Annotated in this window: 12 protein-coding genes and 1 pseudogene; 7 read left to right on the top strand and 6 right to left on the bottom strand. The window is 36.2% G+C overall.

The window, feature by feature from the left end:
* The first annotated feature begins 511 nt into the window (after nt 1-511).
* The 3 genes from HHU08_RS21140 to HHU08_RS21150 all read left to right on the top strand — a co-directional run bounded on the left by HHU08_RS21140 (nt 512) and on the right by HHU08_RS21150 (nt 4,339).
* Nucleotides 512-1,543: an NADH:flavin oxidoreductase/NADH oxidase gene (locus HHU08_RS21140; RefSeq protein WP_169189251.1), complete on the top strand. Its 1,032-nt coding sequence runs from the start codon at nt 512-514 to the stop codon at nt 1,541-1,543.
* A gap of 700 nt (nt 1,544-2,243) precedes the next feature.
* Nucleotides 2,244-2,426: a hypothetical protein gene (locus HHU08_RS21145; protein WP_169189252.1), complete on the top strand. Its 183-nt coding sequence runs from the start codon at nt 2,244-2,246 to the stop codon at nt 2,424-2,426.
* Between the two features lie 431 nt (nt 2,427-2,857).
* On the top strand, nt 2,858-4,339 hold the full coding sequence (locus HHU08_RS21150) for an Ig-like domain-containing protein (RefSeq protein ID WP_328823078.1): 1,482 nt from the start codon (nt 2,858-2,860) through the stop codon (nt 4,337-4,339).
* Nucleotides 4,340-4,515: 176 nt separating this feature from the next.
* On the opposite strand, the gene HHU08_RS21155 is transcribed toward HHU08_RS21150, so the two are convergent.
* The 4 genes and pseudogenes from HHU08_RS21155 to HHU08_RS21170 form a co-directional block, all read right to left on the bottom strand.
* The gene (locus HHU08_RS21155; protein WP_169189254.1) at nt 4,516-4,743 is read right to left on the bottom strand and encodes a hypothetical protein; all 228 of its coding nucleotides are present in this window, start codon (nt 4,741-4,743) and stop codon (nt 4,516-4,518) included.
* 735 nt (nt 4,744-5,478) lie between these two features.
* Complete coding sequence (locus HHU08_RS21160; RefSeq protein WP_169189255.1) at nt 5,479-6,480, bottom strand: LLM class flavin-dependent oxidoreductase; 1,002 nt, start codon at nt 6,478-6,480, stop codon at nt 5,479-5,481.
* Nucleotides 6,481-6,772: 292 nt separating this feature from the next.
* A pseudogene (locus HHU08_RS21165) lies at nt 6,773-6,973 on the bottom strand (GDP-mannose 4,6-dehydratase); the annotation flags it as partial.
* A gap of 298 nt (nt 6,974-7,271) precedes the next feature.
* The gene (locus HHU08_RS21170; protein WP_169189256.1) at nt 7,272-8,210 is read right to left on the bottom strand and encodes an LCP family glycopolymer transferase; all 939 of its coding nucleotides are present in this window, start codon (nt 8,208-8,210) and stop codon (nt 7,272-7,274) included.
* Nucleotides 8,211-8,767: 557 nt separating this feature from the next.
* On the opposite strand from HHU08_RS21170, the gene hpaB reads away from it, so the two are divergent.
* Complete coding sequence (hpaB, locus tag HHU08_RS21175) at nt 8,768-10,195, top strand: 4-hydroxyphenylacetate 3-monooxygenase, oxygenase component (protein WP_169189257.1); 1,428 nt, start codon at nt 8,768-8,770, stop codon at nt 10,193-10,195.
* 106 nt (nt 10,196-10,301) lie between these two features.
* Here the strand turns inward: hpaB and HHU08_RS25235 are convergent, their stop codons facing one another.
* Nucleotides 10,302-16,238, bottom strand: coding sequence for a lamin tail domain-containing protein (locus HHU08_RS25235; RefSeq protein WP_328823051.1), 5,937 nt, complete (start codon nt 16,236-16,238; stop codon nt 10,302-10,304).
* 232 nt (nt 16,239-16,470) lie between these two features.
* Between HHU08_RS25235 and HHU08_RS21185 the strand changes: the two genes are divergently transcribed.
* Both HHU08_RS21185 and HHU08_RS21190 read left to right on the top strand, forming a co-directional pair.
* Entirely contained in the window at nt 16,471-16,806 is a 336-nt protein-coding gene (locus HHU08_RS21185) for a PadR family transcriptional regulator (RefSeq protein WP_016203490.1), read from the top strand.
* A complete protein-coding gene (locus HHU08_RS21190) occupies nt 16,799-17,770 on the top strand; it encodes a permease prefix domain 1-containing protein (protein ID WP_169189258.1) in 972 nt (323 codons plus the stop codon). Before HHU08_RS21185 ends, HHU08_RS21190 begins: the two co-directional genes overlap by 8 nt.
* Before the next feature lie 62 nt (nt 17,771-17,832).
* On the opposite strand, the gene HHU08_RS21195 is transcribed toward HHU08_RS21190, so the two are convergent.
* Entirely contained in the window at nt 17,833-18,228 is a 396-nt protein-coding gene (locus tag HHU08_RS21195) for a VOC family protein (RefSeq protein ID WP_169189259.1), read from the bottom strand.
* A gap of 200 nt (nt 18,229-18,428) precedes the next feature.
* Here HHU08_RS21195 and HHU08_RS21200 point away from each other — a divergent pair, with 200 nt between their 5' ends.
* Nucleotides 18,429-19,304: a VanW family protein gene (locus HHU08_RS21200; protein ID WP_169189260.1), complete on the top strand. Its 876-nt coding sequence runs from the start codon at nt 18,429-18,431 to the stop codon at nt 19,302-19,304.
* Nucleotides 19,305-19,319 lie beyond the last annotated feature (15 nt).

Below are 19,319 nucleotides of genomic sequence, written 5' to 3' on the forward strand. Positions count from 1 at the left end.
AGTATTATAAAAGTTAATTCATTTATTTATTATAGACTTATATCTCTCTTTTTTTGCCGCAACGCACACACTTATTGGAGTAATAGCTAAATTTATGCCGTCTTTTAAGAAAACAGATAATGGAACGTAATTTCACTTTATCATCTCCATCCCCCAATAATTTGAGTATTCAATTGTCTTCCTCTGTGAAGTTGCGCCTTTTTTTTACTTGAAGCCGCATTTTAGTAATTATATTCATTATATAACAACATATTAATAAGATAAAATAATATACCTTTAATTTACTGTATATTTAAAATATTTTAATATTAAAATTGATTTCTCTTAATGGATAATTTTTTTTACTAGTATTTAAGGTTCTAAAATCCACACATACTAGAGGGAGACAACGGATCTTTTTCCCCCTTTTGTGCATAATAATTTCTTGTTGAAAGCAGAATATTTGAATTAAACGATCGCTGGTGGTAATTTTTAGACAAACAATTAAATTTCAATGAAAGAAGGCTTGGATATGAAAGATCTATTTTCTCCTTTTTCTTATAAAGGATTAGCATTAAAAAACCGTGTAGTGATGCCTCCAATGTGTCAATATTCAGTGGAGAAGAAAGATGGAATCGCAACAGATTGGCATTATGTACATTATGTAAGTCGTGCGATTGGTGGAGCTGGGTTAATCATTATTGAAATGACAGATGTAGAACCCGATGGTCGTATTTCCGATAATGATTTAGGTTTATGGTCTGATGAGCATATCGCACCATTAAAACGCATTGTAGATGCATGTCATCAATACGGCGCAAAAGTAGGTATTCAAATTGCCCATGCTGGTAGAAAAGCAGAAGACGCACCACAGCCAGTATCAGCATCTGCTATTCCATTTGATGATAAGTCAAAAACACCAAGAGAATTATCAACAGAAGAAGTAAAAGGCATGGTAGAGAAATTCCGCCAGGCTGCTGCTCGTGCTATTAAAGCCGGATTTGATACAATCGAGTTACATGGTGCTCATGGATACTTAATTCACCAATTCCAATCTGCTTACACAAACAAACGGGAAGATGAATACGGCAAAGATCTAACAAAATTCGGCGTAGAAATCATTAAAGCTGTGAAAGAGGAAATGCCAGCAGATATGCCGTTAATCATGCGTGTTTCTGGTAAAGAATATGTTGAGGGTGGATATGATATTGAAGACAGTGTTGCATTTTCTAAAAAGTATGAAGAAGCTGGAGTAGATATTTTCCATGTCAGTGCGGGTGGAGAAGGTCCAATTGCTGCTGCAGGTAAACCAGGAACACATGTCGGATACCAAGTTCCTTTAGCTCGTGCATTTAAACAAGGATTAACTGTACCAGTTATTGCAGTTGGAAGATTAGACTCACCAGAATTAGCAAACTCTGTTATCGGAAACGAAGATGCAGATCTTGTTGCAGTTGGAAGAGGCATGCTTCGCAATCCATATTGGACCATTGAAGCTGCTGCACAATTACGAAAAGAAACAGAAATTCCTAAACAATATACGGTAGCATTTCCACAGAGATAGGGATATGTGATAATTTTTGATAAACGAGCACCTGGGAAAGAACTTCTCAGGTGCTCGTTTTTCTAGAGGGACGCAGAGAGATAGTTCTAGTGATTTCTTTTTTAAAGGCATCACTAGCAGATTAATTCCATTTTATGGTATTATCTTCTCAAAGGAGCTGATTGCTAAGTGATAGATTTTGTTCTTGGTCTCTTAAGCACTGTTGGGGACATTTGCGCAGCAATTGTAGCATCCGCTTTGGAAAAACTAGAAGGTAAGTAATGCTCTCAGAGGGACGGTTCTACCGCTTCTCTTTTAATTTAGTACCCCAAAAAAGGGAAGCAGAAGAACCGTCCGAGGGCACAGAAAAACTGGCTAGTTAATGATGATGGACAATAGCCATTTTTAAACATAAGATGATGGATTTGTTTTCCGAGGCGTCCGCTCGCTTTCCATGGGGCGAGCGCCAAGCCTCCTCGTCACTACGTTCCTGCGGGGTCTCGGACTTTCTCGCAGCTCCCATAGGAGTCGAGCGGACGCCTCTCCAAACCAACCTTATTTTACTTTCCAATATGCTTGCTCTTCATTTCACACGAAAAAAAAGACTTTTTCAGTGGGCTCGAACCGTCCCTCTGCTTCCCTTTTTTTGATGATTTTTCCAATGAAAACGTTTATAATCATTCTGTAATACTACTAATCTATTATTGGAAGAAGGGTTCGAATGAAAAGGAATCTAGCTATGAAAGCTATTGTTATGCTGTTATTAGTTTTTTCATTAGCGTCAGGAAGTACTACTCTCGATGTACAAGCTGCCGCTAAAACTTTAAAAACCGGGGTTTATGTTGTAGGAAAGGATTTATCCCCAGGTTTAAATAAATTTACCATTTCCAGTGGTACGGCATAATTATACGTTGATCGAGGAGATTATACAATTATTGAGGAAGAAATTGATAGTGATAATTACTATAGTTCCAATCAATTTGTTGCCAGTTTAAAAAAAGGGGATATAGTTGGACTCGATCTATCCCGAGGTTCTTCTCCAGTAGAAGTCGCGTCTATTTCAAAAATTAACTTAAAGAAAATATCCAATGGTTTTTATGAAGTTGGAACCGATATACCTGCAGGAAATTATACCATTAATTTTGATAATCCTGATGATGAAGAAGATGTAGTATATATAGGCATCTACGATAAAAACTATAATGAAAAAAGAACGGATATCCTCTATCCAGAAGACGAACCTTATTCGTATACTATCTCTAAAGGAGACATAGTATATGTCTACTATATGATTGGTACAATAAGCTTTACGGAAAAAACATCATACCACAAAGCATTACTTTCAATAAATCTAGTGTTTCGCTTAAAGTAAACCAAACTGAAAAATTAACTGCTACAGTACAACCAGCAAATGCTACAAATAAAGGATTGACCTGGTCAACAAATAATGCGGCAGTAGCTACAGTTGATGCAAGCGGAAATGTGAAAGCCGTAAAAGCAGGAAATGCAACAATCACTGCAACAGCAAAAGGCAATCCTAATATAAAGAAGAGCATTACCGTTACTGTTACAAAAATTGTACCAACTGATTTGAAACTAAGTAAGTCTACTTTAAATATCACAAAGAATCAGACATTCAAAGTATCTGCTACTATAACACCTGCAAATGCAGCTGATAAAACGGTGCAATGGAAAAGTTCTAACACAAAAGTTGCAACGGTTGATACAAAAGGGAATATAAAAGGAGTGGCTAATGGGAAAGCAACGATTACCGCTACTGCCAAGGATAACTCAAAAGTTTCTAAAACAGTTGCAGTCACTGTCTCTGCTAAAACGGTAAAAGTAAATAAAACTAGTTTATCTATTTCAGAAGGGAAATCAGAAACACTCAAAGCAACTGTTTCCCCTTCAGATAGTACCGATAAAACAGTTAGCTGGAAATCTTCCAATACCAAAGTAGCAAAAGTAGATAGTAAAGGGAAAGTAACAGGGGTGAAAAAAGGAACAGCTACCATTACAGCTTCAGTGAAAGGAGCTAAAGAGGTAAAGGTAAAAGTGACAATTACTGCCCCAGTTGCTGCTAAATCAATAAAGGTGAATAAAACAGCCGCTACTTTAGATAAAGGAAAAACACTAACTTTATCTGCAACAGTTAGTCCTAGTAATACAACCAATAAAACAGTAAAATGGAAAACATCGAATGACAAAGTAGCCAAAGTAGACAGCAAAGGAAAAGTAACCGCACTAGGTGCAGGTACGGCTAAAATTACCGCTTCCACTACCAATGGAAAAAACGCAACTGCAACGATAACCGTACCTTATGTAAAAAGCTTAAGTGCAGGAACATGGAAAGCAGGCAAAGACCTTCCTGCTGGTCGTTACAAAATTACAACTAATTCTGGTAGTGGCAATTTATTTATCGGAATGGGAACCGATCGATTTATAAACGAAATTCTTTCAAGCGAGCAAGATGATTTCGGTGTTATTGCTGTGACAACCGACATTAAAAATGGCGATTCCATTGAAATTGCAGGATTAAATAATGTGCAGTTTAAGCAAGTATCCAACGTTAAATCAAATACTCTCCATGCTGGATATTGGACTGTAGGGAAGGATATTAATCCAGGAAAATATAAAATAACAACACCAAGCGGTTCTGGCAATTTAATTATTTATAGAGGAAGTAGTTTGTTAGTAAATGAGATCCTTTCTAATAAATCAGATGACTACTCTGTAACTAGTGTAACCACTACACTAAAAACAGGAGACCGGATAAATATTTCCAGCTTAAATAAGGTTGTTTTCACAAAAAAATAATCGACTCTCTCAAGATCAGAAGAATCTCTTCTGATCTTTATTTGTGTTTTTATTTGCAATATACATATTTACCACATAGAAAGAAACCTATAACAACAAAAAAATCGAGTACTTATCAAGTCTCGATTTTTTATTTTAATAACCTCAAAAGAACCGTCCCTCTGCTTCCCTCTATGTCACATACCTGTTTTATATTTTTTTTCACTTGAAGACGTATTTTTTGTAACATGTTTTGCCTTTTCTTCTCTTAGCTCTTCTTTTAAATCTTCCATTGGAATAGGATCAACCGTCTGCTCTATCTCAAACTTATCAAATATACTCTCATTCTCTGTAGGATATTGTTCCGGATTATCCATATCCATTTGTGGATTATTAGAAGCTGACTTCCCTTTATTTTCCGCCATCAACTATCACCTCCCTATTACCTTATTAATACCCGAATTTCATTAAAAGTACTCAGAGGGACGGTTCTACCAATTCTTTTTATGAGGTGCGTTAAGCTTAGGGAAGCTGGAGAACTATCCCACCGACTCCCAAACCCCACATAATCCCATTTTGCCTAATTCATTCATGTTCAATGTCCTTCAAATCGTCTATATATAAGAAAAAGGGAGGCGTTAATATATGGTTAAAAATGAGGATTTAAAAAACAAAACGGTAGATCGTGATTTTGAGATAACGGAGGAGCAGGAAAAGAAGAAAGAGGATAAAGAGAAATAATGAAAAATGAGGCTGGGACATAAGTATTCCAGCCAAGGATAATTCCGAACAATTATACGAAGATGCTAATGAATGTTCCGTATAATTGTTCGGGCTTTTATTTGTTTTTCAAAGGATGTTTCCATGAAGTTTGGTGCGATTCCCCGCAGCCGGAATACACTTCGCTTTCCATGGGGCTCGCGCTGAGCCGCTTCGGCCTGTGGCCTGCAGGGTCTCAGACTGTCTCGCTAATCCCATAGGAGTCTTCGTGTATTCCGGCTGCTCTGTTTTTCCAACTAATTATATTTCCTCTTGTAAAAAGTATGCGAAAGCAGCCGCTATTTACTAGCTATATTAGAAATTGTTCGTCTTTACAGAGTATCTATTTAGTTATGTCCCATCCTCATTTTTCATATCACTATATTTCATTCAAGTAAAACCTATTTCCCCTCTACCACTTCTCTCAATATCTCATAAGAGCGTTTCTGCTTTTCAGGGTCAAAAATATAAGAAACAGCCATTATTTCATCGACATTAAAGCGTTCCTGAAAAGCTGTAAGCTGGTTGCGAACGGAATCTTTGCTTCCTAAAAGAGTCACGCTAGACATGGATTTGGCCATTTCTTCTTCCTGTGGATTCCAAAGACCATCTAAACTATCCACTGGTGGCTGAAGCGGCATTTGTGTTCCACGCACAACATTTAGGAAAAATTGATGAGTAGACGTCTGCAATACGGCCGCCTCTTCGTCTGTCTCAGCTGCAATTAAGTTCAAGCAAACCATCATATAAGGCTTATCCAAATACTTTGAAGGCTTGAAACGTTCACGATAAATCTTGATTGCGTCTGCCATATATCTTGGTGCAAAGTGAGAAGCAAAAGCATAAGGCAAACCTAGACTTGCCGCTAAGTAAGCAGAGTCAGTAGAAGAACCAAGAATGTAAATCGGTACATTCGTGGCAACTCCTGGATGAGCTTTTACATATCCTTGTTCTTCTTTAGGTCCAAAGTACGTAAGAAGGGCGTTAACATCCTCAGGAAATGTATAGACTGAATCCTTTTGAGAGCGTCTTAATGCACTCGCAGTCAGCATATCAGTTCCAGGAGCCCTTCCAAGACCTAGATCAACTCGATTTGGATAAATCGTTGCCATCGTCCCAAATTGTTCTGCAACCACTAATGGGGAATGATTAGGCAGCATAACTCCACCAGAGCCTACGATAATACTATCTGTGTGTTCAAGCGTATGCTTAATTAAGATTGCAGTTGCCGAACTTACAAGTGTAGAAGTATTATGATGCTCAGCAATCCAATAGCGTTTATAACCCATTTTTTCCGTTGCTTGTGCTAAATCCACCATTGATTCAATAGCTTCCTTAGAATTTTGTCCTTCACGAATTGGAGCAAGGTTTAATACAGATATAGGTATATTTAAATTTGCCATTTTGCAAGATCCTTTCTTGTTTAAGTCATTCTTAATCATATCAATTGCTTAACAAGAAAAAAAATTATTTGCTTGCGGGAGGCACCACAGGAATAGAAAAAGGAAGAATAAATAGCTATATACCTCATGCATTTTAGAAATATTATTCCCTATTCAGTCACAATTATCCTAATGATCCAATCTAAATGAAAAGCAGAAGATACTTCCCACTGCTTCTATTTATACCATTGGATAGTTTGGGCTATGCCAGTTTGAAATGTGAAGGTTGGCTGCCAGCCTAATGCTGTTATTTTTGTTGGGTCGAAATATCTGCCTTAATAAAGTGATAATTTTCCTTTCCTTCTATTGTTTTATGCTTTATTAAATCACCTGCATATGTTAGTAAATCCAAATTATAAATTTCATAATCCGGATATTTATTCACCATATATTGAACAAAATTTCCTCCAATAAACCCTGCCCCACCTGTTACTAAGACCTTCTTTCTCGCCATTTCACTTACCACCTTCTTTTTTCTATATAAAGTATTTCTCTCTCTACTATTGGAATACAGTATGTCTATATTTATTATAGTGAAAATTTTCCTGACAATTTAGAAAAACAAAAAAAACTGCTTTCTTCAGTTTTTTTGTTCATCCATATAAGAAAGAGCAGTTGGGTTATAAGAAGAAATTCCTATACTTGTTGAAATTTGCAATTCATTGCATCCTTTTAGCAAAGACAGAGACAGGATAATTGTCCCCCCTAAAAAAGGTACTAGCTATTGTCAGCTAGTACCTTTTTAACCTTCTTTATTGTAAATTCTCACTCAACATATCATGAACTTTCGTTTTTTCTTCTTCTGGAACATTTAAATAATAGGTTTGTCCAGGAGGAGTGCCTTGTCCTTTTACTTCATATTGCTCTACGGATTTTCGCACATCACGGTAGTTTTTCTGTATGCTCATCATTTGATCAAACGTAATGTTTGTTTTGACATTTGCTCCAAGTGCATCTAGTATTTCATCAAAATGAGCTACTGTTGATACTCCTGTAGCTTTATCAATAATAGCTGAAATGACTTCCCGCTGTCTATCATTTCGTCCAAAATCACCATTTGGATCTAGATGACGCATTCTAACAAATCCCAATGTTTGAGGACCATCTAATGTTAAAGTTCCCTTTTTATAATGATAGCCTTTTTTATAATATCCTTCATCAATCCAATCCAAGTCATTTTGAACAGTAATTCCGCCAAGGGCGTCAACCAAATCACTTAGCGCTTCCATATTTACTTGGATATAATAATCCATTTTAACACCTGTGAAATTTTCTACCGTATCCTTAGCCATTTTCACTCCGCCATAAGCATAGGCTGAATTGATTTTTGTCACTCGCCCATCCCCAATGATTTCTGTTTTCGTATCACGAGGAATACTTACCATCAGCATTTTATCATTATTTGGATTCAAAGTCATGACAATGAGAGTATCCGATCTTCCTACATCACCTTTTCTTTCATCCACACCCATGAGCAAAATAGAGATTGGTTTTGTATTATCAAGCTTTTCTTCTCTTGCTTTTTTCTCGGAATTCGAATCACCTTCAAGAGGATTATACATTTTGTTTGCTGTCTCTTCTACGCTATGAAATAGATAAAACGCATAAGACCCTAATCCAATAACAAGTATTCCAATAATTACTCCTAAAGTAATCCATATCTTTTTCTTTTTGCTTTTCCTTGTTCTCATTCACGCTCTCACTTTCCTTGTTAAATTTTTGCTCATCCATTTTAGTATAAAAAAATGAGAAAATGATGAAAATAAGGATGATTCTCCTAAATTTTCTAAAAAGAAAGCAGGAGAACCATCCCTCCCTATAAAATCCTACATAGGAAATGATATCTTTTGAATTAACTATAAAGAATACTAAATCGTATAACCGCAAATTAATCTAATACTTCACTTCAATCCTTAGTATGTATTCAAAAAGACCATTCTACTGCGAATATATCCAACCAATTCATGGTAATTGTCCCTCTATATCCCTCAAATTCCAATATGTAATTTTATTTAAAGGTGAAAAAATAAAAAGGTAAAAAATTATATACAAAAGGAACAAACTTCTTTTTTTAAAATTTAGGGGTTTGTCTACAGTCTGAGTTTTTTATTTGTTTTCTCTTCCAAAAAGGAAGCAATAGAACCGCCCCCATAATTCTCAATGAAACTGGCACTGAAAGTTGTATACATTAATAAAATACTAAAAAATAATGTGTTTTATCATTCTTATTAATGAGGAGAAGGGAATTATGGGAGTAGTGAATGGAAAGACATTTTTAGAAAGAATAAATAGGCTAAATACGGAAGTTTGGCTGGACGGAGAAAAAATAGAAAATATCTCTGATCATCTTGCTTTTAAGGGCATTCTACAATCTAAAGCATCGCTTTATGATTTGCAATGTGATCCAAACTTCAAGGTGGAAATGACCTTTTCGTCCCCGCTTTCTGGTGAATCTGTAGGTGTGTCCTACTTACAGCCTAAAACAAAAGAAGATTTGTTAAAAAGGAGAAAAATGATGGAACGGTGGGCGAAGGAAACGGCAGGTATGATGGGCCGAAGTCCAGATTATTTAAATACGGTTATCATGAGCTTTGCCTCATCTGCTTCCCTATTAAAGGAAAGCGAAAATTGTTTCCCCGATCATATCCAATCCTTATATGAAACAGCAAGAGAAAAAGATCTTAGTTTTACCCATACATTTATAACCCCACAAGTAAATCGTTCAAGTCTGTATCTAGAATATTCTAATGAGCCAATTGCAGCAAAAATAATCGAGAAAAATAATAAAGGGCTAATTATTAAAGGGGCTCGACTTCTAGCCACACAGGGAGGACTTACAGATGAGCTCTTAGTTTTTGGCGCTCCCAAATTTGACCCAGAGGAGGCATTTGCATTTGCCATACCTTCAGACACAAAAGGAGTGAAGTTTCTATGTAGAGAATCCTTTGTAGGAGGAGATTCCACTATTGATTATCCATTAAGCTCCAGATTTGAAGAAATGGATTCCATTGTCGTATTTGATCACGTCCTTGTACCGTGGGAGCGTGTATTTTTCTATGGTGATATCAGAATTGCCAATATGTTTTTAACAAAAAGCTCTTTTAACCCATTTGCTTATCATCAAGTAATTACGAGGCAGATTGTTAAAACAGAGTTTATTTTAGGCTTAGCAGAAACAATGATAAATACAATTGATGTAGGCGAATATCAACATATCCAAGAAAAAATGGCAGAAATCATTATTGGATTAGAAACGATGAAGGCACTATTAGAAAAGTCAGAGAACGACGCTACGGTCAATGAACAAGGATGGATGATTCCAAGTTCAACACCGCTTCAAGTTGCTAGTAATATTTTCCCGAAAATTTATCCCCGATTTTCAGAAATCATTCAATTAATTGGCGCAAGCGGCTTAGTTTCATTGCCAACTGAAAAAATGTTTCTCTCTGAAGTGGGGAAAGATTTAAATCAATACCTTCAAGCAACGTGTAAATCTGCAGACGAACGCAATAAAATTTTTCGATTAGCTTGGGATTTGACAATGAGCTCTTTCGGTACAAGACAAACGCAATATGAGCGATACTTTTTTGGTGATCCTGTCCGTCTTTCCGGATTTTTATATAATAACTATCTAAAAGATAGTTATATTGAGAGGATTAATGAATTTCTGAGGTGATGCGCTTACTAAAATTTCATTATACAATAAAAAGGAGCTACAAAATCAGTCACTTGACTTTGAGTAGCTCCTATTTTATCGAGTTGACGTAATATCTTCTAGTCCCCTATGCTTCCTTGCGAATCCTTCGGAAGGAAACTATCACCATTCCAACAATCAATAATACTATTCCTACCAACATAATTGTATAATTTGCAGTTGCTGTATTTGGTAAGATAGAAGATTGATTATCTTTTTGCCCACTTTGATTTGTATTGTCCTTGCTTGGATCTTTTCCTTCACCGTTCCCGTCTGGATTTGGGATCGTCGGGTCTTCACTTCCTCCATCATTATCATCTGGATTCGGGATCGTCGGGTCTTCGCTTCCGCCATCATTATCATCTGGATTCGGGATCGTCGGGTCTTCGCTTCCTCCATCTTCTCCGTCTCCATCACCCGGTTCTGAAGGTACTTCTGGTGCTGGCTGTCCTTTTGTGAATGACCAAATATCAGAAATAGCTGTTCCTGTATAATTGTCTGCAGCTATTACATACCAGTCATAGGTTTGCCCTTCTTCAAGGTTTTTCCAAACAACTTCAGAAGTATCGCCGCTTGCTACATTCTCTTGCTGGCCGATTTCTTCATTCGTATAAACATTTACCGCAAAGTAATCGGTCGCTACTTGTTTTTCTTGCACAGTTAAATCAAAATCAATCACTAATTCATCTTTTAATGGATATTCATCTGGTTCATAGAAATTATAATCATCAAGATATGGTGAATACGTATTAATAACGATACGGTTATTCTTTTGATCAAAATGAAGGAGCTTCATATAGCCTTGTCCGCCTTCCGGACCACCTTGGTAGTCTCCGAGCATTTGATAGACTTTTCTATCAGCAATTCCATCTTGATCATCATCAACCTCACTGATTAACGTCTCTGAGTCATGATAATGTCCGGATAACACAAGAAATACATTTTCATTCTTTTCTACTACCTTTTGGAAAATTTCTTCTCCGATCGGACTTCGATTTCCAGAAACTAATAGGTATTCATGGAAATTGAGAATTGCTTTTCGATCAGGATATTGTTTTAACACATCATTGATCCATTGCATATCCTCATCATTTACACCCCAGCCCATATAAATCATAATGAAATCATTTCCACCAGCTGATATTAAGTCATAATGACCGCGATTATCTTTATAGGATTCTCCGTAATGGGGTTGATCTTTGAAGCGATCTTCTCCAAACCATTTAGAGAATTCTGTGTAGTCATTAGACAATTGATCTACATCATGATTTCCTGCAAGTACGCCATATGGAACACCGTTGTCTTCTAAAACACGCATATATTCATCTGCGTAAAGCCATTGTTGCTCGTCATCCGATTCGTCCACTACATCTCCAGTATGCAAGACGTACTTAATTTTCATCTCTTCTTGTTTTTCGGCAATCCATTCTGTTTGTCGCTTATAAATATATGGATAGCTTTCTGAATAGTATTGGGTATCAGACATCCAGACAAATGTATAATCATATTCATCTGGAGAACTCGGAATTTCGTCTTGAATTAACACATTGATTTTGTTAGCCACATCGGCAAACTCACTTATATGCACATCTGCTTTTAATGCAAAATCCTCTGCTCCCGCAATTTTATAGGTTAATAGTTTCCATTTATTTTCTTGTATGCTCCATGCATACATGGAAACCTTTCTTCCTTCTAATGATTTTCCATTCCACACTAACTCGACTTGATCTTGTTCATCGATAGAAGAATCTAGTTCCACTTCGAAGCGATGGTAAGGAAATTGTGTACTAGAATCTGTTGTTAAGTACTTTCCATCTAAAGAAGAAATAGCGGAAACATCCTCAGCAGTTAACGCCTTTTCTCCAGCGGGTACAAGCTCTACTGGCGGTTCTGTATCGCTAGCATTTTCAAATGATTTTACTTGACTATCCTTCGCTTCATATTTATACCCTTTATAATAAGTAACATCCATTGAATCTTCAGTTGGATCCGTTACTTTAACTTTTAATGCAGGATCTCCATCTACTGCCGTTGCTGCATTATTAGCTGGTGCAATTAATTCAGGCTTATTAGGATTTTCATTTGTAACAGAGAACGAGATAACAGTCTCTGCTTTATTACCAGCCTTATCTACTGCCACCATTTTTAAATCATGCGTTCCTGGAGCAAGCTTTGAGGAAGCAGTGTCAAATGGAACACTAATTTTTTCATCATCTAATGTTACTTCTAATGATTCAACTCCAGCGATTCCATCTACTGCACTTGCTTCAATCGCGAAGGCTCCCTTGTATTCCTTATTTGCTTCCATATTTGTTTTCATTACTGGTGCCGTATTGTCCACTTGAACCGTTGCAGTTACTTCATTTTCTTTATCTGCCGCTTTAATGCTGTAAGCTCCATCTGCAACAGCTGTCGTTTCCCAGAGGTACGTTTTTGCTTTCGCTTGTTCTTCTGTTATTGTAAAAGTAAAGTCTTCGAATGGGCGGTAAGTACCATCATCTCCCATATCAAATACTTGAACAGGATTCGCCTTTTTCGGATCCCTAATAACTGTACCATCTGCTAAAATTAAGCGAACATTTCTTAAGTTATAGTCATCTCTATTTTCTTCACTTTCATCTAATTGAAATGGAGATGCTTTATTACCAGAACGTACAGTAATGATATTTTCTCCGATGGACAATTTATTTGGATCAATCGGAATCGTAAATGTTTTCCAATCGGAATTATTATCCTTATCCAATAAATAAATTATTTCATCACCCATTGTAATCGCATTTTTAAAATACATATTTAGCCCGCTAATATCAACGGCAAGATAAGCTTGAGATTCCAAAGAGCTGTACGAGCTTTGCTCCACTTTTTTTCCATCCACAAAAAGCTCTACATCATCTGCTTTATTTTCTTTTGATGTTGCTTTTAAAATAACATTTCCAGATAAGATATCATCCTCTTTGACATTTAAATGAATAGGCTCATTGCTACTATCATTTTTAATGTGGATGACATATTTTTCGGAAGTTACTTCATTTTGCCCATCTGTTGCCACAAAATAATATTCAATGCTTTCTTTAGCAATAAAGTTTGCTGCATATAAAGTCGTAACATAATATTCGATGTCACTTGGATCTACTGTTAAAAGTAATTTTTCATAATCCGCTTGATCGTTTGTACGGTAATACAGAACAACAGATTTAATCCCCTTGTCATCAGTCGCTTTTGCACGAATTGTTACATCATCATTTTGATTGATTTCTTGAATATTTGTAGCATTTGTTAAAGTTGGTGGCACAGTATCATCTTCAACATGGACCGGTTGTGCTGGTACTTGTGTCGGTTCTACAGTTCCTGGTGTTCCTAGTTTTGTTTTTGCACTAATTTTTACCGATTGGGTAGAACCATCCTCAGGAAACTTATAAAGAATTCCCATATTCATTGCCGCATCTAATTGTGTTGCCTCATCATTATAATAAGCAACGTTTATCTCTTCTTTTGTATTCGTAGCGATAACTAATCCACGCATACTGCCATTTGCCATACCGTCACTTTTTATTCGAACAATGTCTTTATTTTCTACAAGACTAGTACCGTAATTCGCATTAAAATCAGCGACTGTCATTTCGCCATTTTGTGCATTAATAATCCAAAATACCAGTGTTTTTTGTGGTTCGATTACGACATTATCTGGAATAGAAGGCCAAATGACATCTGTTGCAGGATCAGCGTTATATCTGTATTGAATTTTATAATCCTTAAAGTTAATCGCTTTATCGGTATTATTGTAGATTTCAACATATTCATATCCATCCGCAGTTCCCACATTTGCACTATCTGGCACTACCTCTGTCACGAGTAGTTTAGGAATCTTGGTAAAATCAATGTCTGTTTCTTCCACAGAAATATTGTATTCTTCTGTTTTACTTTCGTTGATTCCATCACTGGCAACGATATAATAGACAATTTCCCCATCAACTTCAGCCGCCGGAATAGATATCGAATAACGACCTTGCGCATCTTTAGACATTGCTAAAGATTTAAAATTGTCATCTGCTGATTTTTTATAAAATAAAGTTACAATCGGATTTGCTACCTCGTTATCGGTTACAATTGCTTCGATTGTCATTGCGGTAAATGCCTTTGCTGTTTGAATTGGATTATGAGATATAACCGGTGGCTCCGTATCTTTTGGTACTTCTGGTAATTCCACAACATTTGTTGGAACTTGATTCGCTTCAATTGTTCCTGGAGAAGGATCTGCTAACACTTTGTATTTCGCCATTTCCATTCCTTCATGAGGAAATTGATAATGAACCACTTTGCCATCATTGTCATTTTCAGAACCTAAGTAACTAGCTGAAATCATCACTTTCCCATCGGAATCCTTTATTTCAAGCGCCCGATTTCCTCCATTAGCGAATCCCGGGAAGGCTTTATCAGTAAACATAACTACTTCATTACTTGTAAGGTTTGTCCCATATTCCTTATTAAAATCCTCTAACGTTTTATCCCCATTATTAAACCAAAAAACAAGCTTTTCTTTTGACTTCATCTCTGTTGCTGGCAATTGGAATAAAACTGGCTCTCTTGAAAGATCTGTATATACATAGTAAAAAGAATAAGCAGCTAAATTTAACGTTTGATTGGAGTTATTGTATAGCTCAAAATACTCGTAATAATCGGTTCCACCACCAATTGAATTAGGAGCAAGCTCTGTAATCAAGAGTGGACGATCACTATATGTATCAGCTGGCTCTGGCGCTTCTTCTTTTTCTAGTTCAATCGTATACGTTGATGTTTTAGCAATATTTTTATTATCTGTTGCTTCGAGATAGTAAGCAATATTACCTTGCACATCTTCTTTTGGTATGTTAACTGTGAATTTGTGCGGATTTGCTGAATCTTGCTGCATCTCGATTGCCTTATATATTTGATCTGGTTCTACTTGATAATAGAAGATAGCGGATGGATTTTTATGATCATCTACTATTGTTGCTTCGAATGAAATCGCTTCTCCCGCTTTAGCTGTTGTCTTTGCTTCATGCGTAATAACTGGAGCTTCTGTATCTTCTCCTTTTGGATTTTCCTGCAGCGGCTCAGTTGGAACTTGTCCATCTCCTAATACAGCTGGTGTTGGCGAAGCTTTCACTTGCTGCTTTACCATTTCTGTTCCTTCTGTTGGAAAAGCGTAATGAACATCTAAACCGGTATTATCTGTTTCACCTGATGAATATGTAGCGGATACTACTTCTTGACCATCGAGATTTTTTATCACAACTCCTCTATTGCCACCATTAGCAAATCCAGGAAAATCTCCTTTAAAGGAAATGACTTGATGTTCTGTTAAGGAAGTGCTAAAATGCTTGTTAAAATCCTCTATTTTAAGATCTTTTACATTAAACCAAAGGACAATAGATTGTTGAGGTGCTATCGTCGTTGCTGGAATAGACATTATTTTGTCCGGAGTACTACCACCAATGTAATGGTAATAAAAATAATAGCTATTTAAGTCAATCGGTTGATTGGTGTTATTATAGAGTTCGATAAATTCAAAGTTATCGGTTCCTTGTGAATCAGGCGCTAACTCAGTAATAAGTAGTGGTGGTAGCTTTGCATAATCAATGGTTTCTTGCTGATTTTCTTCTTGCTCTTGTTCTATTTCGGTTAGTGGTTCTTCTGCTTTTTCTTCAGTTTTTTCCTCTTTCACATCATTTTCCTGCTGCTTATTTTCTTCTTTCGTTACTGGTTCCTCCTGTTTAGAAGACGATGATTCCTCCTCTTCTAAATGAGCCTTTTCCTCTTCGTTTGTTACTTCTTGTTCTTGCTCTACTGTTGTTGCTTCTGTTTCTGATGCTTCTAACGTGCTATCCGTTTCTGTTGTTAGTGTGCTTTCATCTACTTTTTCCCCAGTTCGTTCTGCTGCATAAATCGTTAAACCTGGAAATGCTGGAAAATAAGTAGAAAAGAAAAATACCCCTATAACAAAGACGACAAAAGCCCTCCTTGCTATCCTCTTTTTTAAAGACACAAGCCCATTCCTCCCTTAATCTATTATCCTACTCACTAGAATCATAGATTTCTTATTTTAAGGAGCCTTTAAGTGAATATTAATAAACATAAAATTTGTGTAAAGAAAAACAGAGGGACTGTTCCCTTAAAAATTTTTAACATTTTCTTCATCTGTCGTAGTATATATGGTAAAGTATAATTACTACGACAGTCATAGTATGTTAGATGAAGTATCAGAAAGGAGTGATTTCTTGATCAGCAGTGATGTCATACGAGGATATAATGACACCATCATTCTTTCTCTATTATTGGAAAAGGATTCTTATGGTTATGAGATTTCAAAAGATATTCGAACATTTACAAAGGAAAAATACATTATTAAAGAAACGACCCTTTACTCCGCTTTTAATCGATTAATTAAAAATAACTATATTAACTCCTATTACAAAGAAGGCGAATTTGGAAAAAGAAGGACATATTACACCATTACTGCAGAAGGAAGGAAGTATTATCAGGAAAAATGCCAAGAATGGGCCGTTACACAGGAAGTAGTTAACTTATTTATTAAGGAGGGTTACAATGAATAGCATTATCAATTATTTGGACAATGTTTTTGCCAGCCTGCCAAAAACATCCGAAATGGAAAAACTGAAACAAGAAATGCTTTCAAACATGGAAGATAAATATTATGAACTGAAGGAAGAAGGAAAAACGGAAAATGAAGCTATTGGCATCGTAATATCTGAATTTGGGAATATAGACGAACTATTGAGTGAACTTGATTTACCATTAAATGAGGAAAAACAACAAGTACATCAACTCTCAGAAGAAGAAGTAGATACTTTTTTTCACCAAACTTCAAAAGCTATGAAATCTATTGGAATTGGTGTGATGCTGTGCTTACTCGGTTCCTCTCTATTAGTCTTCTTCATCCAACTATTTGAGCAAGGTTTTCTAACCGGGATTACAGAAAATACAGCCACCTTAATTGGTGTAGCACAATTACTTTTATTCATAGCAATCGCAGTTAGTTTATTCATTTATAGTGGCCAACTATTAGAGAAATATAAATATATTGAAAAAGGTACTAATTTGAAGCTTCCCATCCATTTGAAAAAAAAGATACAAATGGAAAAAGAAGCATCTCAGCCAAACTTTTTCCGTTCGCTTATTATCGGTGTGGCATTATGTATTTTATCCCCTATCGCTTTATTAGTGACAATCGCCATTAACGATCAAGCAGCAAACTATGGCGTCTGTATTTTATTAGTTCTTATTGCCATAGCAGTTTACCTATTTATTGTAAGTGGTGGAAAAAAGGATGCTTACGACAAACTTTTAAAGGAAACATCTCATTCTTTTGAAAAAAAGCATGAAGATAAAGTAATCGGTGCCTTCGCAGCAATTATCTGGCCACTCGCCGTTGCCATTTTCTTAATTACTGGATTTGTGTACGGAAACTGGCATATCAATTGGATTATATTCCCAATATCAGGACTACTTATGGCCATGTTCAGCGGTGCATACAGCATTTTGAAAAAGGAAGGATAAGAAAAGCAGAGGGACGGTTCTCGTGAGGTCCATGCCTCACAAGAACTGTCCCTCTGCGCCCATTATTTCGCGTCTTTGTCAGGTTGATGAATGCCGAATATATTTCCTTCTGTATCGTTGTAATAGCCTTGCCATGCCATTCCAGGTAAAGCGTGTTTTGGCAATGCAACTGTTCCTCCATTTTGAAGAATTTTCTCCTCGGCTACATTATAGTCTTCTACTCCCATTGTACAAGCATACCCATTTACAGCTTGGATTTTTTCTGGGAGAGGAACGGTGCGTTTGATTAAAGCTCCGTTAATACCTAGCTCACTCTCATCCCCGGTCACTGCTCCAAAATACGGCATTCCAGCATAATCACTCCAATCTTCAAACTTCCAATTAAATACCTCTCCATAAAACTTTTTTGCACGTTCCATGTCATCCACATGAATTTCAAAATGAATTGGTCTCCCCATATGTATCCTCCTAAATTTTCTTTAATGAATCTTCTGAATACTTCTATTAGAAACATAGAATTCCTTCACCATTATTGTAATTATTATATTTATTTTTACATGAGCACAAAGGGAATCAGTAATTTTACAAATAAATACATTAAATTGTAAAACAAACACATATTAAAGGATATCGGAGATTTTTATGGAGGTTGTTTCGAATGTATTCTCATTTTTTAATCGGACTCATCCTATTTTCATATGCAGCAATTTTACCAGGCGATTTTTTTAGAACAGTTGAAAGTTCCGCACAGCAAAAGGTTACGGAACAAGAACTTTTATGGAAATCCCCTAGTTTGCCAGTCATCGATACAAAAGAATTTAATAAAGTGATGGATGAAATAGATAAACAAGTATATATCAAACCAAAAGACGCCAGAATTAATAAATCTGGGAATATTGTTCCCGAAAAAGTTGGATATCGTCTCCATCGACTGAAATTTATTGATCAAATGTATGCCCATTATTTTAATGATACTTCCAGTAAGCAGGAGTTCCCCTTAGAAGTCATTTATCCTAAAGTAGATAGCGAACTATTAGAAAGTATTCGCCGAAAAAGGATTGGCAGATATATAACAACCTTTAACAGAAATAATAAAGAACGAAGCATGAATATTTCGCTTGCTACAAAAGCAATAAATAATAGTGTAATTTTTCCAAATGAACAATTTTCCTTTAATCAAGTTGTCGGAAAGAGAACCGTAGAAAAAGGATATTTACAAGCTCCAGTAATCATTAATGGGAAATTTTCAGAAGATATTGGTGGGGGAATATGCCAAGTTTCTTCTACTCTTTTTAATGCGGTAGATAATGCGGGATTAAAAATTGTCCATCGCTATTCACATAGCAGAAAAATCCCGTATGTTCCACCTAAACGAGACGCCACAGTTAGCTGGGACGGACCAGATTTTGTGTTTGAAAATAACTACCAACGACCAGTACTCCTCCAAGCAAAAATGCTAGGAAATCATGTACTCATTGAGGTATATTCATCAGAAGCTATCTCTTATCACCCTATAAATGTTCCATATTTTTAAGAGAAAGCAGAGGGA

Origin of the sequence: Niallia alba (assembly GCF_012933555.1) — a bacterium.
GTDB lineage: Bacteria > Bacillota > Bacilli > Bacillales > Cytobacillaceae > Niallia > Niallia alba.